The organism is Mobilicoccus caccae (genome assembly GCF_030161635.1).
Taxonomy (GTDB): domain Bacteria; phylum Actinomycetota; class Actinomycetes; order Actinomycetales; family Dermatophilaceae; genus Mobilicoccus; species Mobilicoccus caccae.
Genome location: NZ_BSUO01000001.1, coordinates 4,034,709 through 4,052,710 on the forward strand (window position 1 = coordinate 4,034,709; position 18,002 = coordinate 4,052,710).

The 18,002-nt window shown below is 69.2% G+C and carries 15 protein-coding genes and 1 pseudogene; 6 read left to right on the forward strand and 10 right to left on the reverse strand.

Going from position 1 to position 18,002, the window contains the following annotated elements:
- Window positions 1-92 precede the first annotated feature (92 nt).
- Window positions 93-1,776: pseudogene (locus QQK49_RS19885) on the reverse strand (alpha-amylase family protein).
- A gap of 1 nt (window position 1,777) precedes the next feature.
- Entirely contained in the window at window positions 1,778-2,740 is a 963-nt protein-coding gene (locus QQK49_RS19890; RefSeq protein ID WP_284305495.1) for a TIGR03885 family FMN-dependent LLM class oxidoreductase, read from the reverse strand.
- A gap of 237 nt (window positions 2,741-2,977) precedes the next feature.
- On the opposite strand from QQK49_RS19890, the gene QQK49_RS19895 reads away from it, so the two are divergent.
- Window positions 2,978-3,478 carry a DUF4112 domain-containing protein gene (locus QQK49_RS19895; protein WP_284305496.1) on the forward strand — a complete coding sequence of 167 codons (501 nt, stop codon included), beginning with the start codon at window positions 2,978-2,980 and terminating at the stop codon, window positions 3,476-3,478.
- On the opposite strand, the gene QQK49_RS19900 is transcribed toward QQK49_RS19895, so the two are convergent.
- Entirely contained in the window at window positions 3,459-4,913 is a 1,455-nt protein-coding gene (locus tag QQK49_RS19900; RefSeq protein WP_284305497.1) for a sugar porter family MFS transporter, read from the reverse strand. The two genes, QQK49_RS19895 and QQK49_RS19900, sit on opposite strands and share 20 nt — an antisense overlap.
- Before the next feature lie 164 nt (window positions 4,914-5,077).
- On the reverse strand, window positions 5,078-5,938 hold the full coding sequence (locus tag QQK49_RS19905) for an EamA family transporter (protein WP_284305498.1): 861 nt from the start codon (window positions 5,936-5,938) through the stop codon (window positions 5,078-5,080).
- 121 nt (window positions 5,939-6,059) lie between these two features.
- On the opposite strand from QQK49_RS19905, the gene QQK49_RS19910 reads away from it, so the two are divergent.
- Window positions 6,060-6,971, forward strand: a complete 912-nt coding sequence (locus tag QQK49_RS19910) for a LysR family transcriptional regulator (RefSeq protein WP_284305499.1) — start codon at window positions 6,060-6,062, stop codon at window positions 6,969-6,971.
- Between the two features lie 105 nt (window positions 6,972-7,076).
- On the opposite strand, the gene QQK49_RS19915 is transcribed toward QQK49_RS19910, so the two are convergent.
- The 5 genes from QQK49_RS19915 to QQK49_RS19935 all read right to left on the reverse strand — a co-directional run bounded on the left by QQK49_RS19915 (window position 7,077) and on the right by QQK49_RS19935 (window position 10,458).
- The gene (locus QQK49_RS19915; protein ID WP_284305500.1) at window positions 7,077-7,541 is read right to left on the reverse strand and encodes a hypothetical protein; all 465 of its coding nucleotides are present in this window, start codon (window positions 7,539-7,541) and stop codon (window positions 7,077-7,079) included.
- Entirely contained in the window at window positions 7,493-9,133 is a 1,641-nt protein-coding gene (locus QQK49_RS19920; protein ID WP_284305501.1) for an XrtP-associated glycosyltransferase, read from the reverse strand. The genes QQK49_RS19915 and QQK49_RS19920 overlap by 49 nt, the downstream gene beginning before the upstream one ends.
- Window positions 9,134-9,212: 79 nt before the next feature.
- On the reverse strand, window positions 9,213-9,386 hold the full coding sequence (locus QQK49_RS19925) for a hypothetical protein (protein ID WP_284305502.1): 174 nt from the start codon (window positions 9,384-9,386) through the stop codon (window positions 9,213-9,215).
- Between the two features lie 41 nt (window positions 9,387-9,427).
- On the reverse strand, window positions 9,428-9,580 hold the full coding sequence (locus QQK49_RS19930; protein ID WP_284305503.1) for a hypothetical protein: 153 nt from the start codon (window positions 9,578-9,580) through the stop codon (window positions 9,428-9,430).
- A 38-nt stretch (window positions 9,581-9,618) separates the two neighbouring features.
- Window positions 9,619-10,458: a hypothetical protein gene (locus QQK49_RS19935; RefSeq protein WP_284305504.1), complete on the reverse strand. Its 840-nt coding sequence runs from the start codon at window positions 10,456-10,458 to the stop codon at window positions 9,619-9,621.
- Between the two features lie 284 nt (window positions 10,459-10,742).
- Between QQK49_RS19935 and QQK49_RS19940 the strand changes: the two genes are divergently transcribed.
- A complete protein-coding gene (locus QQK49_RS19940; RefSeq protein WP_284305505.1) occupies window positions 10,743-12,278 on the forward strand; it encodes an ATP-dependent DNA ligase in 1,536 nt (511 codons plus the stop codon).
- Between the two features lie 61 nt (window positions 12,279-12,339).
- Here the strand turns inward: QQK49_RS19940 and QQK49_RS19945 are convergent, their stop codons facing one another.
- Window positions 12,340-13,158, reverse strand: a complete 819-nt coding sequence (locus QQK49_RS19945; protein ID WP_284305506.1) for a MerR family transcriptional regulator — start codon at window positions 13,156-13,158, stop codon at window positions 12,340-12,342.
- 146 nt (window positions 13,159-13,304) lie between these two features.
- Here QQK49_RS19945 and QQK49_RS19950 point away from each other — a divergent pair, with 146 nt between their 5' ends.
- From QQK49_RS19950 to QQK49_RS19960, 3 genes are all read left to right on the forward strand, one after another.
- The gene (locus QQK49_RS19950; RefSeq protein ID WP_284305507.1) at window positions 13,305-14,777 is read left to right on the forward strand and encodes a protein adenylyltransferase SelO; all 1,473 of its coding nucleotides are present in this window, start codon (window positions 13,305-13,307) and stop codon (window positions 14,775-14,777) included.
- 185 nt (window positions 14,778-14,962) lie between these two features.
- On the forward strand, window positions 14,963-16,351 hold the full coding sequence (locus tag QQK49_RS19955; protein WP_284305508.1) for an alanine/glycine:cation symporter family protein: 1,389 nt from the start codon (window positions 14,963-14,965) through the stop codon (window positions 16,349-16,351).
- A 91-nt stretch (window positions 16,352-16,442) separates the two neighbouring features.
- Window positions 16,443-17,969 carry an alanine/glycine:cation symporter family protein gene (locus QQK49_RS19960; RefSeq protein ID WP_284305509.1) on the forward strand — a complete coding sequence of 509 codons (1,527 nt, stop codon included), beginning with the start codon at window positions 16,443-16,445 and terminating at the stop codon, window positions 17,967-17,969.
- Window positions 17,970-18,002: the final 33 nt, after the last annotated feature.

An 18,002-nucleotide genomic window follows, 5' to 3' on the forward strand; every position in this document is an offset into this window, starting at 1 on the left:
TACGCATCATCCGAGAAGAAGCGCGGTGGACGACAACGGCCCGCCTCCCAGGGGAGGCGGGCCGAGCCGCGGTTCGGGTGCAGCATGTTGTCTCAGTACAAGCGGTGGTCCTCTTCGCTCTGCACGCGCAGCCGGCGGTAGCCGTAGCCGTCGAGTTGCAGCTCGAACTTCTTCGTCGGGTCCTCCTCCAGCGAGCGCTGCTCCCACAGGTCGACCAGGCGGGACCCCTTCTCCACCCCGGCGACGGAGATCTCGACCGTGCGCCCGTCCTGGCTGAGGTTGTGCGCCGTGATGACGAGCCCTTCCTCCCAGCGGCACGCGAGGACGAGGACCGCCTCGTCGGGCTGGTCGACGATCTCCACCGAGCCCCAGCCGAGTTCGGGGTGACGGCGGTAGAGGTAGATCAGCCCGCGGATGAACGAGTAGTGCGAGTCGGGTTCGCTGCGCTGGTCGGCCACGTTGACGTGCGCGGGGCCGTAGCCATCCTCGGGCAGGGGTGAGACCAGCGAGCGTCGCTCGGCGCTGGAGAACCCGCCGCCGTCTTCGGCGGTCCACTGCATCGGCGTGCGGACCGCCATCCGGCCGTCCTCGGCGAGGTTCTCGCCCATGCCGATCTCCTCGCCATAGAAGATCGAGGGGGTGCCGGGCAGGGCGAAGAGCAGGCTGTACGCCATGCGGATGCGGCGGGGGTCGCCACCGAGCATCGTCGGGAGCCGCCGCTTGAGGCCGCGGTCGAAGACCTGCATCTCCTTCTCCGGCCCGAAGGCGTCGAAGACCTCCTGGCGCTCGGAGTCGCTGAGCTTGTCGAGGGTCAGCTCGTCGTGGTTGCGCAGGAAGTTGGCCCACTGGGTCTCGCGGGCGAGGGGAACGTCGAACGCTGCGTCAGGGCCTTGACGATCGGCTCGGCCTCACCTCGCGCCATGGCCAGGTAGACCGACTGCATGCCGATGAAGTCGAACTGCAGCGACAGGCCGTCGCCGCGCTCCTCGCCGAAGAACCCGTACTGGTCCTCGTACGGCACGTTGACCTCACCGAGCAGGATGCCGTCACCGGTGCGCCGGCGCAGGAAGTTGCAGGTCTCCCGGAGGAAGTCCATCGGGTCGCCCAGTTCCTTCTTCTCCTCCTTGGTGTACCCGGTGGTCTCGAGGATGAACGGCACCGCATCGACGCGGAATCCGTCGACGCCGAGCTGGGTCCAGAACCCGATGATGCGCCCGATCTCCTCGCGGACCGCGCGGTTGGCGAGGTTGAGGTCGGGCTGGAACGTGTAGAAGTTGTGCAGGTACCACTCACCGGTCTTGTCCTCCTTCTCCCAGATGGAGTCCTCGGCGTCGGGAAAGACGACCTTGTCCGAGGTGTCCGGCGGCTCGGTGTCACGCCACACGTACCAGTTGCGGTAGGGGTTGTCCTTGCTCTTGCGGGCCTCCTTGAACCAGGGGTGCTGGTCGGAGGTGTGGTTGATGACGAGGTCGATGATGACCTTCATGCCGCGGTCGTGGGCCGTGCGCAGGACCTCGACCATGTCGCCGAGCGAGCCGAGCCGCGGGTCGACGGTGTAGTAGTCGGTGATGTCGTAGCCGTCGTCGAGGTCGGGGGAGGGAAGAACGGCATGAGCCACAGGCACGTCACGCCGAGCTCGGCCAGGTAGTCGATGCGGTGGGCCAGCCCCTGCAGGTCACCGATGCCGTCGCCGTTGCTGTCCTGGTAGGTCTCGACGTCCAGGCTGTAGATGACGGCGTTCTTCCACCAGAGGTCGCTCGTGTCGGTGATGCGCATGTCAGTTCTCCTTCAGGGCGGGCAGGACGTGCTCGGCGGCGGCCTCGATCCAGGGCGACTGGTCCTGGCCGACGAAGTGCAGGTAGACGCGGTCGAATGCACCGAGGTCGACCATCTCCTTGATGCGCTCGGTGAGGCGCGGCAGGTCGGACTCCACCAGGCAGGCCTGGCCGATCATCTCGTCGGTCGCGCCACGGGCGACGTCCTCGAGGTGTGCGGTGGTGATGTCGGTGGCGGTGGTGGTGTTCCACACGTTGCTGCCCCACTGGTCGCGGGCGATGGCCCATGCCTCCTCGGAGGTGGACGCCCAGCTCAGGTGCACCTGCAGGATGCGCTCGCCGTCGCCGCCGGCCTCGGCGTACGCGTCGACGATGCTCTTGAGCCGGTCGAGGGGCTGGTTGATCGTCGCGATGCCGTCGGCCCACTGCGCGCCGCGTGCCGCGGACTTCTCTGACAGGGTCGGCTGGATGAGCTGGGGCGGCTCGTCGGGCAGCGTCCAGAGCTTGGCGTTCTCGACCGTCACGCGGCCGTGGTGGGTGACGGTCTCGCCGCGGTGGAGGCGCCGGATGATGTCGGCGCACTCCAGCAGCCGCTCGTCGCGCTCGTCCTTGGTGGGCCAGCGCTCGCCCATGATGTGCTCGTTCATCCACTGGCCGGTACCGAGGGCGAGCCAGAAGCGGCCGGGGAACATCTGCGCCAGCGTCGCAGAGGCCTGCGCGATGATCGCCGGGTGATAGCGCTGGCCGGGGCAGTTGACGGTGCCGAACGTCAGGTTGGTCGTGGCGAGCGCGGCGCCGAGCCAGGACCAGGCGAATCCGGACTCGCCCTGGCGCGTGCTCCAGGGCGCGAAGTGGTCCGAGCACATGGCGGCGTCGAAGCCGGCCTGCTCCGCGGCCTGGACGTCTGCGAGCAGTTGCCGGGGCGAGATCTGTTCGTGGGAGGCGTGAAAACCGACGAGAGTCATGCCTCTCATTAGACCCACCTCGCGGGCCCGGCACACCCGGAACGTGCTGGGTGCTGTGGGAGCGCTGATGCCCTGAGCGGCGAATTCGCTTGGGCCTGCGGGGGCCTGAGGGTGAGGCGCATCGTGCACATTCCCCGCGACGACGGGGTGGTCGCGGGCCCCGGAGCGCCGTGACGGCTGATGCGCGGCGGCCCGGCGGTCGCGCGAGAGCGGCGGGGGACGCCCTACGCTGATCAGATGTCTTCACGTCACCGGCGCGCGCCGGAGCCCGCCCCCGCCGCCTCGACGACGTCCAGTCGCCTGCTGGCCCGGCTGATGGACGACATGGTCCGCATCCCTGGCACGCGGTTCGGGCTGGGTCTCGATGCGCTCATCGGCCTGATCCCCGGAATCGGCGACGTCGCAGGCACGGCCATCTCCTCGGTGATCCTCGCCGACGCAGTACGCAACCGGGTGCCGATCTCCGTGCTGCTGTTGATGGGCTGGAACCTGCTGTTCGACGCGATCCTGGGACTGATCCCGGGCGTCGGCGACGTCGCCGATGCTGCCCACCGCGCCAACCTCAAGAACCTGCGGCTGCTCGAGAAGACCGTCGCGCAGGGCCGTACGGTCGACGCCTCGGCCAAGGGCTACGTCGTGCGTGCCGTGCTCGTGGTCGCCGTCATCCTGCTGGTCCTCATCGCCTTCGCGGCAGCCACGATCTGGGTCCTGCTGCGCCTCATCGGGGCCGTCGGCTGATCGAGGGATCCGCCGCTCCGCCGGAGTCGGAGTCGACCTCGTCGTCGTCGAGGACGTCCTGGGGCAGGTTCAGTGCGTCGGCCATGTCCTCCAGGGGGATCTGCTTGGTCTCGGGCATCACGGTGAGAACCCAGACGAGTTGGCCGATCATGCAGACCAGGAACACGAGGAAGGCCGTGCCGCCGCCGAGGGCCGCCGCGATGCCGGGAAAGGTCCAGGACGTGACCGCTGCGAAGAACCAGTGCGTGAAGCTGCCGAGGGCCTGCCCCTGAGCACGGATGCGGTTGGGGAAGATCTCGGAGATGAACACCCAGATCACCGATCCCTGCCCGAACGCGTGGGCGGCGATGAAGAGCACGAGGCCGCCGAGGACCAGGGTCGAGGACGTCCCGGTGAACTCACCGTCGCTGGTGAAGAAGACGAACGTGACCAGGCCCAGGGAGATCAGGTAGCCGATCGAGCCGACGAGCATGAGCGTGCGGCGACCGATCTTGTCGATGACGGTCAGCGCGGCCATGGTCGCCACCAGATTGACCACCCCGACGACGATGGACTGCAGGAACGCGGCGTCGTCGCCCGCGCCGGCCATCCGGAAGATGTCGGGGGCGTAGTAGAGGATCGCGTTGATGCCCGAGAGCTGGTTGAACATGGCGATGGCGACGGCCAGCCAGATGACCTTCGAGTGGCCCTTGGTGAAGAACTTCACCTTGCGGCTGCGTCGCTCCTTGGCGTCCGCCTCGGCGATCTCGGTGAACTCGCGGTCGAGTTCCTCCTCCGAACGGGTGAGCCTCGCCAGGGTGGTGCGGGAATCCTGCGTCCGACCCTGGGTGTAGAGCCAGCGGGGTGATTCCGGCACCGTGAAGACCAACGCGAAGAACAGCAGCGCCGGGATGGCCTCGACGCCGAACATCCAGCGCCAGGCGATGTCGCCGTCCAGCGCCGAGGCCAGGAGCCAGTTCGACAGGTAGGCCAGCAGGATGCCGAGGACGACGTTGAACTGCACGAGGCCGACGAGTCGTCCACGTGATCGGGCCGGCGCGATCTCGGAGGTGTAGATGGGCGCCACGACCGAGGCTCCGCCCACGCCGACACCGCCGATGAAGCGGAAGAACATGAACAGCCACCAGTTGCCCACCACGGCGCTGCCGATGGCGGAGACGAAGTACAGGACGCCGATGACGGCCAGCACGGGTTTGCGGCCGAATCGGTCGGCGGGGCGTCCGGCGAACAGCGCGCCGATGATCGTGCCGATCAGGGCGGTGGCGACGGTGAATCCGAGCCCGAAGTCCGACAGGGCGAACACCTCGGTGAGGTTCTCCGTGGTGCCGGAGATGACGGCGGTGTCGAATCCGAACAACAATCCGCCGAGCGCCGCGACGACGGCGCTGCGGATGACGAGGCCTGCGGAGCGTGGCTTCTCGGTGCTGGTGGTCATGAGGCCCTCCCGACGACGGTGGCGAGTGTGGGCCATCCTCGCGGAATCCGGACGAGTGACAACTCCTGCACCCGCACGGATTTCACACCTTGTGCGCAAAGCGCGCACCGTCGTCACCCCACCACCTCGAACAGCCGGAGATGTCTGAAACAGCCGCGCTTGCCCTACTGTCTCGTCGTCACCGGCTGTTTCAGGTGCGGAGTCGGGTGTCGGCGCAGGGTCAGCGAACCCATGAGGACGCCGCCGATGACGACGGCCGCTCCGAGGATCTCGATCGCGTTCGGTTGTTCGCCCAGCACGAGCCAGGCCGTGGTCAGGCCGGTGACGGGGACGAGCATGGAGAACGGCGCGACGCTGCTCGCGGGGTGTTCGCGCAGGAGCCAGGTCCAGATGCCGCCGGCCATGGCGGTCGCCAGCAGGCAGGTGTAGAGCAGGCCGAGCAGGGCGGGCACGGCCTCCGGGCGCAGCGAGGTCGCCATCGCCCGGGTGATCCGGTCGGGGCCTTCGACCAGGAGCGACAGGGCGAACATCGGGATCGGCGGGACGATCGACATCCATAACGTGAGGTGCAGCGGGTTCTGCGGCCGCGCCTGTCGTGAGGCGAGATTGCCCAGGGCCCACCCGAATCCGCCGGCCACCGTGAGCAGGAACGGCCACGCCGTGGCTCCGGCCGCGCGTTGGGAGCCCACGATCGCGAGACCGCCGACGGCGATCACCGCCCCGATCAGGGCGATCGCGGAGATGCGCTCCCGCAGCAGCAGCGCTCCGAGCAGCACGGTGAACGGCGCCGAGCTCTGCAGCACCAGCGAGGCCAGGCCGACGGGCATCCCCTCGGCCATCGCCCAGTACAGGAACGTGAACTGCAGGATCCCGAAGCCGACCCCGTAGCCGACCAGCCATCGCGTGGCGACCTTCGGGCGCGGGACGAACATGACGGTCGGAATCGCGATGACTGTCCAGCGCAGCGCGGCGCACAGGAAGGGCGGGAAGTGCTCCAGGGAGGCGTGGATGGCGAGGAAGTTCACCCCCACAGCACGGCGACGAGTGCTGCGAGGAGTCGGTGACGCGTCGGCATGTCCCCAGCGTCCGTCGACCGGCAGTGAAGGACAAGCGAAATGTTCCGTATCGAATCAGTAGGCTGCCTACATGGACGTGCGGCACCTGACCCTCCTGCACGAACTCGCCGAGCGCGGGAGCATCGTCGCGGTCGCAGCGGCGACCCACCGCACGCCGTCGGCGGTGTCGCAGCAGTTACGTACGGCCTCCAGGGAGTTCGGCGTCGACCTCGTGGAGCCGCACGGGCGTGGCGTCCGGCTCACCGACGCGGGACGGTTGCTCGCCGGGGAGGCGGTGGCGGTGCAGGAGCGGTTGGCCGAGGTGGAGGCGCGGCTTGCGGAGTTCGGCGGCTCCCCGAGCGGTGTGGTGCGGATCGCGGCGCTGGCGAGCGCGGCGGAGTACCTGCTGCCCAAGACGTGTCTCGCACTGGCGGGCGGGGGCATCGAGATCCATCTCGACGACATCGACGTCGCCGAGGAGGACTACGCCCGTGTGGCCGCCGACTACGACATCGTCATCGGGCACAGCCTCACTGGCGAGGTCCTCCCGGGCTCCGCACACCTGACGCGGAGTGTGGTGGCGCGCGAGCCGATCGACGTCGCACTCCCGTCGGGTCACCGGTTGGCGGAGGCGCGGACGATCCGGGCGATCGACGTCGTGGACGACCCGTGGATCGGTGTGCCGGTGGGCTTTCCGTTCGACGAGGTGCTGCGGGGGATCGAGTTGTCCACGGGCCGTGAGGCCCACCGCCTGCAGCGCGTTCGGGACAACCGGCTCGTGGAGTCCTTCGTCGCGGCGGGTCTGGGCGTGGGGTTGGTGCCGAGATTCACCACCCGGGAGCGCCCCGACCTCGTCCTGCGCCCCCTGGCCGACGTGCCGGCGACCCGCTGGATCGTCGCCCTCTCCCGCCCCGACCGAGCCCGCCGAGCCGTGGTCCGCAGAGTCCGAGACACCCTGACCCGAGTGGCCCGCCACCCGGACCCGCCACCCCGACCCGCCTGAGACAGCAGGTGAGGTCTGAGGCAGCAGCGCACGACCCACTGTCTCGTCGTCACCTGCTGTCTCAGGCGGAAGATCAGACCGCGGGGATCGGTGGGGCTGGGTCGGTCAGTTTCGGTCGTCGGTGGTGGCCGGTGTGAAGCGGGCCGAGGGGCGCGTGATGCCGCCGATGGCGATCCGGACCGTGAGGAACAGGGCCAGGGCGAAGAGCGCCAGGACTCCGATCGCGCCGATCCAGTGGTGTCCGAGGAGGAACGCGTCGTGACCGAAGCTCGTGCCCAGCCAAGCGAGCAGCAGGTAGCGGGCCTGGTTGGCGGCGACGACGATCGCCAGCCCCACGACGACGCCCGCGAGGATGCGGTGCAGGTGCGCACGCCGCAGTCCGTACATCAGCGCAGCCCCCAGCAGCAGCACCGGCGTGACGAGGACGACCGTCGAGCACAGCGACGTGATGCGCATCGCCATGACCGCGGGGGTGCCGATCCCGACCCACACCACCGGGCCGAGCGAGGCCGCCTGCCCGGTCACGCCGACGCGGGCGATGTCGGCGGCGAGGTTCGCCTCGGCCGCCACGAACGGGTCCTGGACGAGGAACACCGCCACCGCCGCCAGCAGCAGGAACAGAGCGGCGAGCACCCGCGCGGGCCGGCTCGCGGCGTGCATCGCGGTCGACGCGCTTGACGGCGTGGACGCGGGCGATGAGGTGAGAGCGGTCCTCGGTGGGCCTCTCGGGAGACGCGGGTGTGGGAGCTGCGGGCGGCGAAGTCGCCACGGCCCGCCTGCGGCACGATGTCGGCGACGCGGCTGCCGGCGACGGCCGCCGAGTGGGCCTGGATCTCGAGGACGTCCTCGACGGCTCCGGCCTCGAGTCCGACCTCCTTGAGTCGCTGCGTCTTGACCCACCCGTTCTGGCCGAGGGCGAGCCGGCGGAACGCGTTGACCACGTAGATCTGGGTCAGGTAGCTGTACAGCCAGTAGGCGACGCCGAACGCCACCGAGGCGGCGACGTTCCACTCGCGCTCGCGGCCGTAGAGGTACCCCCACGTCGCGAAGGGTGCGATGCCGGTGAGCAGCACCAGCGGGATCAGCCACCAGGAGGCGACGATCCACGCGATCAGGCCACCGGCTGCGTGCGCCCCGACGACCGCCATGCCGATGAGCACGACCGGCCACACGACGATCCCGACGAGGGTCTGGAGCGGTGTGGTGAGGAAGTACGCCATCTCGCAGGTGGCGGCGGGGGTGACCATCGGGCTCGCGGCGACGTCCCGCAGGTAGCGCAGGCACTGGATGCCGCCCTGACACCAGCGCGTCCGCTGACGCACGAGCGCGGGCAGCGCGGCGACGGCCTCCTGGGAGACGACGGCGTCGTGCACGTACCTGATCTCATACCCAGCGAGCATCATGTGCAGGCTGAGTTCGTAGTCCTCCAGCAGGGATCCGTGCCAGGGGTCGCCGGCCTGGACGCCGATGACGTCGAGTGCGGACAGGCGGCTGAACTGCCCGTTCCCGCCGATACCGACGGAGATCGTGTGGCCGCGCAGCATTTGCATCGCGGCGATGGTCGTGCGGAACTCCGCGTCCTGCAGGGCCCGTAGCAGGCGCGCGAACCGGCTCGCGTCGGGCGGCGCCTCGAACATCGCGACCTGGCACTGGGCGGCGCCCACGACGGGGTCGCCGAACACGCGGTCGCTCGCCACGAGCGCGAGGGCGTTCTCGGCGAGGTCACCGTCGGCGTCGACGACCGTGACGATGACCTTCTCGTGGTCGGCGCCCTGCGGCAGCCACGCGAGCAGCGCACGGTAGGCGGCGTTGAGGGCGTCGCCCTTGCCGGTCTGGGCGTCGGGAAAGACACGTCGCACCAGGTGGATGTGGGGGTCGGTCTCGGCGGCACCCGCGATGATGGCGGCGGTGTCGTCGTCACTGGCGTCGTCGATGACCCATATGTGGGCCTGCGGAAAGCGGGTGCGCAGCCGACGCAGCGAACTGCCGATCACGGCCTCCTCGTTGCGGCACGGCACGAGGACGTGCCACGAGAACGCGCTCGGATCGCCGACCGGGTCGGGGCGACGGCGTAGATACGGCACGAGGATCGTGGCGACGTAGGCCAGGAAGATCGTCAGCAGCACGAAGGCGAGCGCCTGCAACTGCACGTAGACGGACATGGAGCTCCTCAGACACGTCGGGAGTGCGGGAGGGGATCCCGATGGCGACGGCAGGGTGAACAGACAGGTGGGACAGGTGTCAGTGGTGCATGGGGTGGCGCAGGGCGAGGCCGGCCGGGCCAGAAGGAGTCGACCCCCGGCCCGGCCACGCACCGTGCACCCGGGTGAAGAACAACACGGACGACATCGACGAGCGACGGACCCGCTTGACGAGCCGCTGACCTGCGGTGCAGCGATTCCGACTGTGCTCCATGTTGTCGATCTTGTTCTTCGAACGGCGTGACCCGACGTCGGCTACAGCGACCGCGCGGCCCGGCGCTTGGTGTGGCACAGGAGCAGGAACCCTCCGGCCACGAAGGCCACCGCCAGACCGATCACGATGAGCGCGCCGGTGCCCGCGAACGGGAGGGCTGCCGCCCCACCGGTCGCGACCGTCGCGATGGTCACCGGCGAACCGCCGGATCCTCCGAGGTACACGGCGCGCCTCAGGTCGTGACGCGACGACGACGGACGGCGGCGAGGCCGGCGACGAGGGCACCGACTCCGAGTGCGCCGCCGGCGAGACCGGCGGAGGCGATCGGCACGTCGCCCTGCTCGGCGTTCGTCACCTTGCCGCAGGACACGATGCCGAGTTGCACGTCACCGGTCACGGCGGTGGCGCCGGCGATCTCGCGGCTGTCCACGTCGAAGTACGTGTGCATGCCGACGATCCGCAACTGCCCGTTCGGAAGGCGCGTCTGCTCGTTGTAGACGACCTTCTGCTCGTAGCTGTTCGCGTCGGAGCCGGCGGGCAGGTACACGGTGGTGTTCGGCGCGGGCGTGGACGACATGCCGGCCGGCACCGAGGCGGGTGCCGACACCGACCCGGTGGCGTTGCCCTCGGCGTCGGAGGTGCACGTGACCCTGAGCTGTCCCAGGCTGGCCGACAGCGTCGGGATGCCGACGATGCCGGTGACCGGGGCGTGGATCGTCACCGACGACGTCCCCGTGTAGGGCGCGTCGGCGTCGAAGCCGGTGACGGACGGGTAGTACAGGCCGGTCGAGATGTTGACGCGTCCCGACTTGGTGAGCCCGACCAGCGGCGCACCGTCGTTGCCGCCCTCGGTGGCGGAGAACAGGCGCGAGGCCTGCGTCGTGGTGGTGGGTGTGCTGGTGTGCACGGTGTAGTTGAGCGACCAGCCCTGTGCGGTGGTGTCGCCCGGGGCGTCCGCCGCGAAGGCGGTAGCGCGACGAGCGTGAGAGCGGCGCCGGCCGCTCCCGCCGCGAGCGCGCGAGACTTCCAGATTCCCATTGGTGAAACTCCCCAACTGATGCCGCCTGGGCACGATTCCCCTCGTGCTCGGGCGGCCCCGATTCGACGCCGGGTCTTGGCCCGTCGTGAACGGCGTGGGCGGGAGGAGGGGAGGGAGCGATCGGTGTGGATCGCTCGTCCTGGACGGTCGTTCACGTGGCGTCATCACTGTTGTACTCGTCGGTAGCCGAACCGGCCACCATCGAAGGATGCATGCCACCTGGGTGCGAGGTGGGAGCGGGCCGAGGTCCCGACGGGCGGGCGGCGCTCCGGTGCCGGTGGGATGCTGGGTGACATGGATCACGGATCGAGGTCGTCGTGAGGTTCGCCGAGGTCGTGGCGACGTCGGAGGCGGTCGCGGCCACCCGATCGCGCACGGCCAAGGTGACCCTGGTGGCCGACGCCCTGCGCGCCGCCGGGCCGGAGGGGGCTCGGCTCGCGGCGTTCTACCTGTCCGGGACGCTGCCGCAGCGTCGCACCGGGATCGGGTGGCGCAGCCTGGCCGAGCTGCCGGCTCCCGCCGGGGAGGCGAGCCTCGAGCTGGGGGACGTGGACGAGGCGCTCGAGGAGATCTCCGCGCTGTCCGGAGCCGGGTCGGCGGGTCGGCGCAGGGCCGCCGTCCAGGCCGTGTTCGCCGCGGCGACCGAGCGCGAGCAGCGTTTTCTACGAGGGCTGCTCACCGGTGAGGTGAGGCAAGGCGCGCTCGACGGGGTGCTGCAGGCGGCGATCGCCGAGGCGGCCGACGTTCCGGCCGCGGCGGTGCGTCGCGCGGTGATGCTCGCCGGATGGCCGGCTCCGGTGGCCCAGGCGGCGCTGGAGAACGGTGAGGAGGGACTCGCCCGGATCGGCCTCGTGGTGGGACGCCCGCTGCGGCCCATGCTTGCGGGCTCCGAACCCGACGTCCCCGCCGCGCTCGCGCAAGTGGGCAAGGGGCGCCCGGTCGCGATCGAGCGCAAACTCGACGGGATCCGTGTGCAGGCCCACAAACTCGGCGACGAGGTCCGTCTGTTCACCCGGTCGCTGGACGAGATCACCGAGCGTCTGCCCGAGGTCGTCGACGTCGTGCGTCGCATGCCCGCGCAGGACGTCGTCCTCGACGCCGAGGCCATCGCCCTGCGCCCCGACGGCGCGCCACATCCGTTCCAGGTCACCGGCGCCCGCACGGCCAGTCGCAGTGATCCGGCGGCGCTGGCCGCGACCACGCCCGTGACGACGTTCGTCTTCGACGTCCTGCACGTCAGCGGCGAGGATCTGCTGGACGCGCCGGCCTCCGAACGATTCGCCCGCCTGGCCACGCTGCTGCCGGAAGACGTGGTGGTGCCGCGGGTCGTCACCGACGATGCCGAGGAGGCCGCCGAGTTCTTCGCCGAGCAGGTCACGGCCGGACACGAAGGGGTGGTCGTCAAGAGCCTCGACGCGCCGTACGCGGCGGGGCGGCGGGGTGCGGGCTGGGTCAAGGTCAAGCCGCGGCACACGCTCGACCTCGTGGTCCTGGCGATCGAGTGGGGCAGCGGGCGGCGCCGCGGGATGCTGTCGAACATCCACCTCGGAGCCCGCGACGAGTCGTCACCGACCGGGTTCGTCATGCTCGGCAAGACGTTCAAGGGCATGACCGACGAGATGCTGGAGTGGCAGACGCGCCGGTTCCTCGACCTGGAGACCGGCGGCGAGGATCACGTCGTGCACGTGCGTCCCGAGCAGGTCGTCGAGATCGCGTTCGACGGCCTGCAGACCTCCCGCCGCTACCCCGCCGGTCTCGCCCTGCGGTTCGCGCGCGTGCTGCGCTACCGCGACGACAAGACCGCGGCCGAGGCCGACACCATCGAGACCGTGCGCTCCCTCGCGCACGGGTAGAGGCCGGAGCACGCCAGAGGAGTCGCACCCGCTCGGGCAGGCGGGTGCGACTCCCCTGGGATCACTCCCAGCGGGCCGTGCTCGGGTCGACGCCGTTCGCGCGGGCGTTCTCGGCGACGACGTCGTGCAGCCACTGCGCGAGCCCGGGCTGAACCGCCTCGTAGCGGTCGGTGAACCGCTGGTCGGCGAGGTACATCTGCGCGAGGCACACCTGCATCGAGTGCGTGCAGTCGTAGAACTGCCCGATCGAGTCCCGGTGCCGCTCGGCCAGGGCGTTCGCCTGGTCCGAGCCGGGAGCCACGCCGTCACGGACGGCGGCGGCCATGTCGGCGTCGAGCGCGTCGGAGTCGGCCTTGACCTGCTCCCACTGTTCGCGGGTCATCTGCGCCGAGCGCTGCTGCGACTGGGCCCACTGCGGGCTGTCACCCCAACGCTCCTCGGCCTCGTCCTGGTACTCCGGCTTCCAGTCCTGACCGAAGATCTCGCTCAGCTCCTGTGGGGAGAGTCGTTCGTCCATCGATGTCACCTCCAACATCCGATCCACTGCGGAGACCATCTCCTGCAGGCGAGTGATGCGGGCGGTGAGCAGCTCACGCTGCCTGCCCAGATGCATGCTCTCGTCGACCGTGGGGTCGTCGAGGATCGCGGCGATCTGCGCCAACGGAACGCCCACCTCGCGGTAGACCAGAACCCGGTGGATGCGCGCGACGTCGTCACGCGAATACACCCGGTAGTCCGACCACGTGCGCCCGCTCGGGTGCACGAGACCGATCTCGTCCCAGTGGTGCAGGGTCCGTACGCTCACACCGACCATGGCCGCGACGGCGCCGACCGTCAGGTCGGTCTCGTCGTCGACGGGGCGGTGTGTAGGCGTGTTCATCAGTCCAGCATCTCTCACACCCAGAACGCTCCTGCCTCACGTCGCGTGAGGGTCAAGAGGATTGTTCGACGCGGTGCTGCCGCGTCGAGTCGGTCCCGGGCGGGGGGCGTGTGTTTACCCCGTCGCGTTCGGTGGAAAGGGAAGACATGAGCCCCGCCCCGAGCCTGCAGCAGACCTACGTCGAGGCACTGCCGGACCTGTCCATGCCGTGGCGCGCCGCGTCGGTCGAGCAGCCGCGACTGGTGGCCTTCGACGCGGATCTGGCGGCGGAGCTGGGGCTGGACTCCGAGTGGCTCCGCGGCGCTGAGGGCGTGCGGATGCTCGCCGGTCAGGTCGACGAGCGGGTCCCCACCTACGCCCAGGCCTACGCCGGCCATCAGTTCGGTTCGTACTCACCCGTGCTCGGAGACGGGCGGGCGCTTCTCCTCGGCGAGTACGTCGATCCGTCGGGGCGGCGGCACGACCTGCACCTGAAGGGATCGGGGCGCACCCCCTTCGCCCGCGGTGGCGACGGGTACGCCGTGATTGGCCCGATGTTGCGCGAGTACCTCATGGGGCAGGCGATGCACGGCCTCGGCATCCCGACCACGCGTGCTCTGGCGGTCGTGGCGACCGGCCGCGAGGTCAGGCGTGAGCGGCCGCTCCCCGGTGCGATCCTCTGCCGGGTCGCGGACAGCCATCTGCGGGTCGGGACGTTCCAATACGCGGCGTCCTTGCGGCGCTTCGACGTCCTCGAAGCGCTGGCCGATCACGCCATCGACCGCCATCACCCGAGCGCGCGCGAGCACGACAACCCCTACCTCGCGCTGTTCGACGAGGTCTGCCGCGTCCAGGCGGAGCTCGTCGCGGCGTGGATGGGCGTCGGTTTCGTGCACGGCGTGATGAACACCGACAACATGACGATCTCGGGTCAGACCATCGACTACGGGCCGTGTGCCTTCATCGACGCGCACGACCCCCGCGCCGTGTTCAGCTCCATCGACCACCAGGGCCGGTACGCCTACGGCAACCAACCGGGAATCGCCCAGTGGAACCTCGCGCGGCTCGGCGAGGCGCTGCTGCCCCTCATCGCGGGCGCCGAGCCGGGCGAGGACGCCGACAAGGCGGTCGTCGACGACGCCGTCGCGGCGGCCACCGCCGTGCTCGAGGCCTACGCGGGACGGTACGAGGAGGCGTTCCTACGCCTCATGGGTGCCAAGCTGGGACTTCCCTCCGACGCCGAGACGGGTCGGGTGCGGAGCCTGGCCACCGATCTGTTCGCGCTGATGACCCGCGAGAAGGTCGACCACACCCTCTTCTTCCGCGCCCTCACCGACGGCACGACCCACGCCCTCGTCGACGTCCCGGAGTTCGACGACTGGTCGCAGCGCCGCGCCGCACTGCTCGGCCCGGAGGAGGAGACCGCACGCGCCGCGATGCGCGCCGTCAATCCCGTCTACATCCCCCGCAACCACCTCGTCGAGGAGGCGCTCGCCGCGGCGACCGAGGGCGACCTCGCCCCCTTCGAGCGCCTCGTCGACGCCGTGCGCCGACCGTATGAACCACGGCCCGGGCTGGAGGACTTCACCCACCCGGCCCCGCCGGACGCCGCTCCGCACGTGACCTACTGCGGCACCTGAGCTTCGCCGCCCGCCTGACGAGTTCCCTGCAGCCGTGTGAGTTGCCTCTCCTCGACACACCGGTCGTGTGCCTTCACCGGACCCGGGCATCCGCCGGTGCTTGACTGACCCACAGGCATCGCCGAGGCTCGGCCCTGCCACCCCGCGGGCGCGGGGGTCGTCCGGGACGCAAGGAGCACACTGCAATGGAGCAGATTCTCGAGTTCAACGAGGCGGTCAACGGGTTCGTGTGGGGCCCGGTGATGCTGCTCATCCTCGTCGGCACCGGTGTCTATCTGACGATCCGCAGCGGCGTGTTCCAGGTTCGCGGGTTCCCGATGGCGATGTCCACCACCATCGGCTCGGTCATCGGTCGCCGGGCCAAGAAGGCCGACGAGGCCAACATCAGCGGCTTCCAGGCGGTCTCCACGGCCCTGGCGAGCACGGTCGGCACCGGAAACGTCGTCGGCGTGGCCACGGCCATCACCATCGGTGGCCCCGGCGCCGTGTTCTGGATGTGGATCAGTGCGTTCTTCGGAATGATGACGAAGTTCGCCGAGATCGTGCTGGCGATGAAGTACCGGGAGACGAACGTCGAGGGGCGTTACGTCGGCGGCCCGATGTATTACATCAAGAACGGCCTGAAGCAACCGTGGCTGGCGTACGTCTTCGCGGTCTTCGCCACGTTGGCCACCTTCGGCATCGGCAACATGACCCAGGCGAATTCGATCGCCACCGCCTTCGAGACGAGTTTCGGCACCCCGACGTGGCTCATGGGTGTCATCGTCATGGTTCTCACCGCCGTGGTCATCCTCGGCGGCATCAAGGCCATCGCGCGCGTCACCGAAAAGCTCGTGCCGTTCATGGCGGTCTTCTACATCGCCATCTCGATCGTTCTGCTGGTCCTTCACGCCGGGCAGATCATCCCCTCGCTCGTGCTCGTCGTCCACGCCGCCTTCGACCCCACCTCGGCACTGGGTGGTGCCGCCGGTTACACGATCGCCCAGGCCATCCGCATGGGTATCGCCCGCGGTGTCTTCTCCAACGAGGCCGGCCTCGGTTCGGCGCCGATCGCGCACGCGGCCTCCAACACGAAGGAGCCCGTGGAGCAGGGCCTGTGGGGCATCTTCGAGGTCTTCGTCGACACCCTCCTCATCTGCACCATGACCGCGTTGGTCATCCTCACCACGGGCGTCTGGCAAGGCGAGGAGCGGGGCGCGGCCCTGACGATCGCCGCCTTCAACCACGGTCTGCCGGGAACGTTCGGCGGCATCGCCCTGACGATCGGACTGGCGCTGTTCGCCTACTCGACGATCCTCGGGTGGTCCTACTACGGCGAGAAGAGCCTGGAGTTCATCTTCCGCGGCATCGGCGGAACCCGCATCGCGATCTTCGTCTACCGCCTGGTGTTCGTGGCCGCCGTCTACGTCGGGTCGGTCGGTGGCCTGCACGCCGTGTGGGACATCTCGGACACGCTCAACGGTCTGATGGCCATCCCGAACCTCATCGGCGTCCTCGGTCTGTCCGGTGTCGTCATCGCCGAACTCCGCAGCTACCTCCGGCGGCGCAAGGCCGGTGAACTCGTCGCCGACTGATTCCGGGCCGAAAAGCCGGGCCGGCTGCATTCTCGAATCTCATGCCCCCGGATGAGGCCCAACGAAGTGTGAACCGATCTCGGAGGATGTCATGGACGGTCTCGTCGAACTGACCGGAACCCTCGCCGGAAATCTGTGGAGCAACTGGCTGGTCTACTTCGTCCTGCTCAGTGGCGTGCTGTTCACGGCCGTTCTCCGGGCGCCGCAGCTCCTGCGGATCCGTGAGATGGTGACGTACCTCGTGCGGGGCGGTGACTCCTCCCGTGGGGTCTCCTCCTTCCAGGCCTTCGCGATGGCACTCGGTGGCCGCGTCGGCGTCGGCAACATCATGGGCGTGGCCACCGCTATCCACTTCGGTGGGCCGGGCGCCATGTTCTGGATGTGGGTGACGGCACTGCTGGGCTCCGGTGTCGCGGTCATGGAGTCTTCTCTCGCTCAGGTGTACAAGCAGGAGATCAACGGCGAGTACCGAGGCGGTCCCGCGTATTACATGGCCCGCGGCATCCGCTGGCGCTGGTTGGGAGTGCCACTCGGATTCATCTACGCCGGTGCAGCCATCCTCGCGTTCACCGTCACGGGGCCCACGATCCAGTCCAACAGCATCGCCGAGTCCATGAACGGCGCCTGGGGAATCGACCCGCGCATCACCGGCGTCGTCGTGGCGGTGCTGTTCTGCCTGGTCATCTTCGGTGGCATGAAGCGCATCGGTAAGGTCTGTGGATTCCTCGTCCCGTTCATGGCCGTCGCGTACATCCTGCTGGGCATCGTCATCCTCGTCATGGACGCCTCGCGCATCCCCGAGATGTTCCGCCTCATCTTCAGCAGTGCGTTCGGCGGCGAAGCGGTCTTCGGCGGCATGCTCGGCGCGATCATCATGTGGGGCGTCAAGCGCGCGGTGTACTCCTCCGAGGCCGGTACCGGCTCGGGTGCGCAGGCCTCCGCCGCGGCCGAGGTGAGCCACCCGTTCAAGCAGGGCCTGGCCCAGGGTTTCTCGATCTACATCGACACGCTGTTCGTCTGCACCATCACGGGTCTGATGATCCTCGTCACCGGGCAGTACAACGTGGTGGGGCTGGATGAGGAGACCGAGATCATCTCCAACATCCCCGGCGTGGAGTCGGCCGTCTACACGCAGTCGGCCATCGACTCGGTCTTCCCGGGATTCGGCGCCGCCTTCGTCGCGATCGCGATGTTCCTCTTCGCGTTCACGACGCTGCTGTCCTTCGGGTTCTACGCCGACACGAACATCGCCTTCCTGTTCCGCAGCGGACGCAAGGAGAGGATCGCGAACGTCGTCGTCCAGATCGTGCTCGCAGCCTCGATCCTCGTCGGCGCCTTCAACAAGTCCGACTTCGCGTGGAACATGGCCGATATCGGTGTCGGGCTCTACTCCTGGATCAACCTGTTCGCCATGCTCTTCCTCGTGGGGACCGGCATCACGGTGATGAAGGACTACTCCGAGCAGCGCAAGGCCGGTCTCGACCCGATCTTCGACCCGGCACGCCTGGGCATCCGCAACGCGGAGACGTGGGAGGCCATCGCGCAGCGCTACCGCGAGGAGCGGGGCGAGGTCGACGAGGACGGCCGGGGGACTCCGCAAGTGAGGACCGAGACCTGATCCGGGTCGTCGATCGGTCTGCGCGTCGACCGA

What these genes read in the sequence shown, in the direction of transcription:
- QQK49_RS19890 (WP_284305495.1), bottom strand. Translation starts at nt 2,740, where the DNA reads ATGACTCTCGTCGGTTTTCACGCCTCCCACGAACAGATCTCGCCCCGG.
- QQK49_RS19895 (WP_284305496.1), top strand. Translation starts at nt 2,978, where the DNA reads ATGTCTTCACGTCACCGGCGCGCGCCGGAGCCCGCCCCCGCCGCCTCG.
- QQK49_RS19900 (WP_284305497.1), bottom strand. Translation starts at nt 4,913, where the DNA reads ATGACCACCAGCACCGAGAAGCCACGCTCCGCAGGCCTCGTCATCCGC.
- QQK49_RS19910 (WP_284305499.1), top strand. Translation starts at nt 6,060, where the DNA reads ATGGACGTGCGGCACCTGACCCTCCTGCACGAACTCGCCGAGCGCGGG.
- QQK49_RS19920 (WP_284305501.1), bottom strand. Translation starts at nt 9,133, where the DNA reads ATGTCCGTCTACGTGCAGTTGCAGGCGCTCGCCTTCGTGCTGCTGACG.
- QQK49_RS19925 (WP_284305502.1), bottom strand. Translation starts at nt 9,386, where the DNA reads ATGGAGCACAGTCGGAATCGCTGCACCGCAGGTCAGCGGCTCGTCAAG.
- QQK49_RS19945 (WP_284305506.1), bottom strand. Translation starts at nt 13,158, where the DNA reads ATGAACACGCCTACACACCGCCCCGTCGACGACGAGACCGACCTGACG.
- QQK49_RS19950 (WP_284305507.1), top strand. Translation starts at nt 13,305, where the DNA reads ATGAGCCCCGCCCCGAGCCTGCAGCAGACCTACGTCGAGGCACTGCCG.
- QQK49_RS19955 (WP_284305508.1), top strand. Translation starts at nt 14,963, where the DNA reads ATGGAGCAGATTCTCGAGTTCAACGAGGCGGTCAACGGGTTCGTGTGG.
- QQK49_RS19960 (WP_284305509.1), top strand. Translation starts at nt 16,443, where the DNA reads ATGGACGGTCTCGTCGAACTGACCGGAACCCTCGCCGGAAATCTGTGG.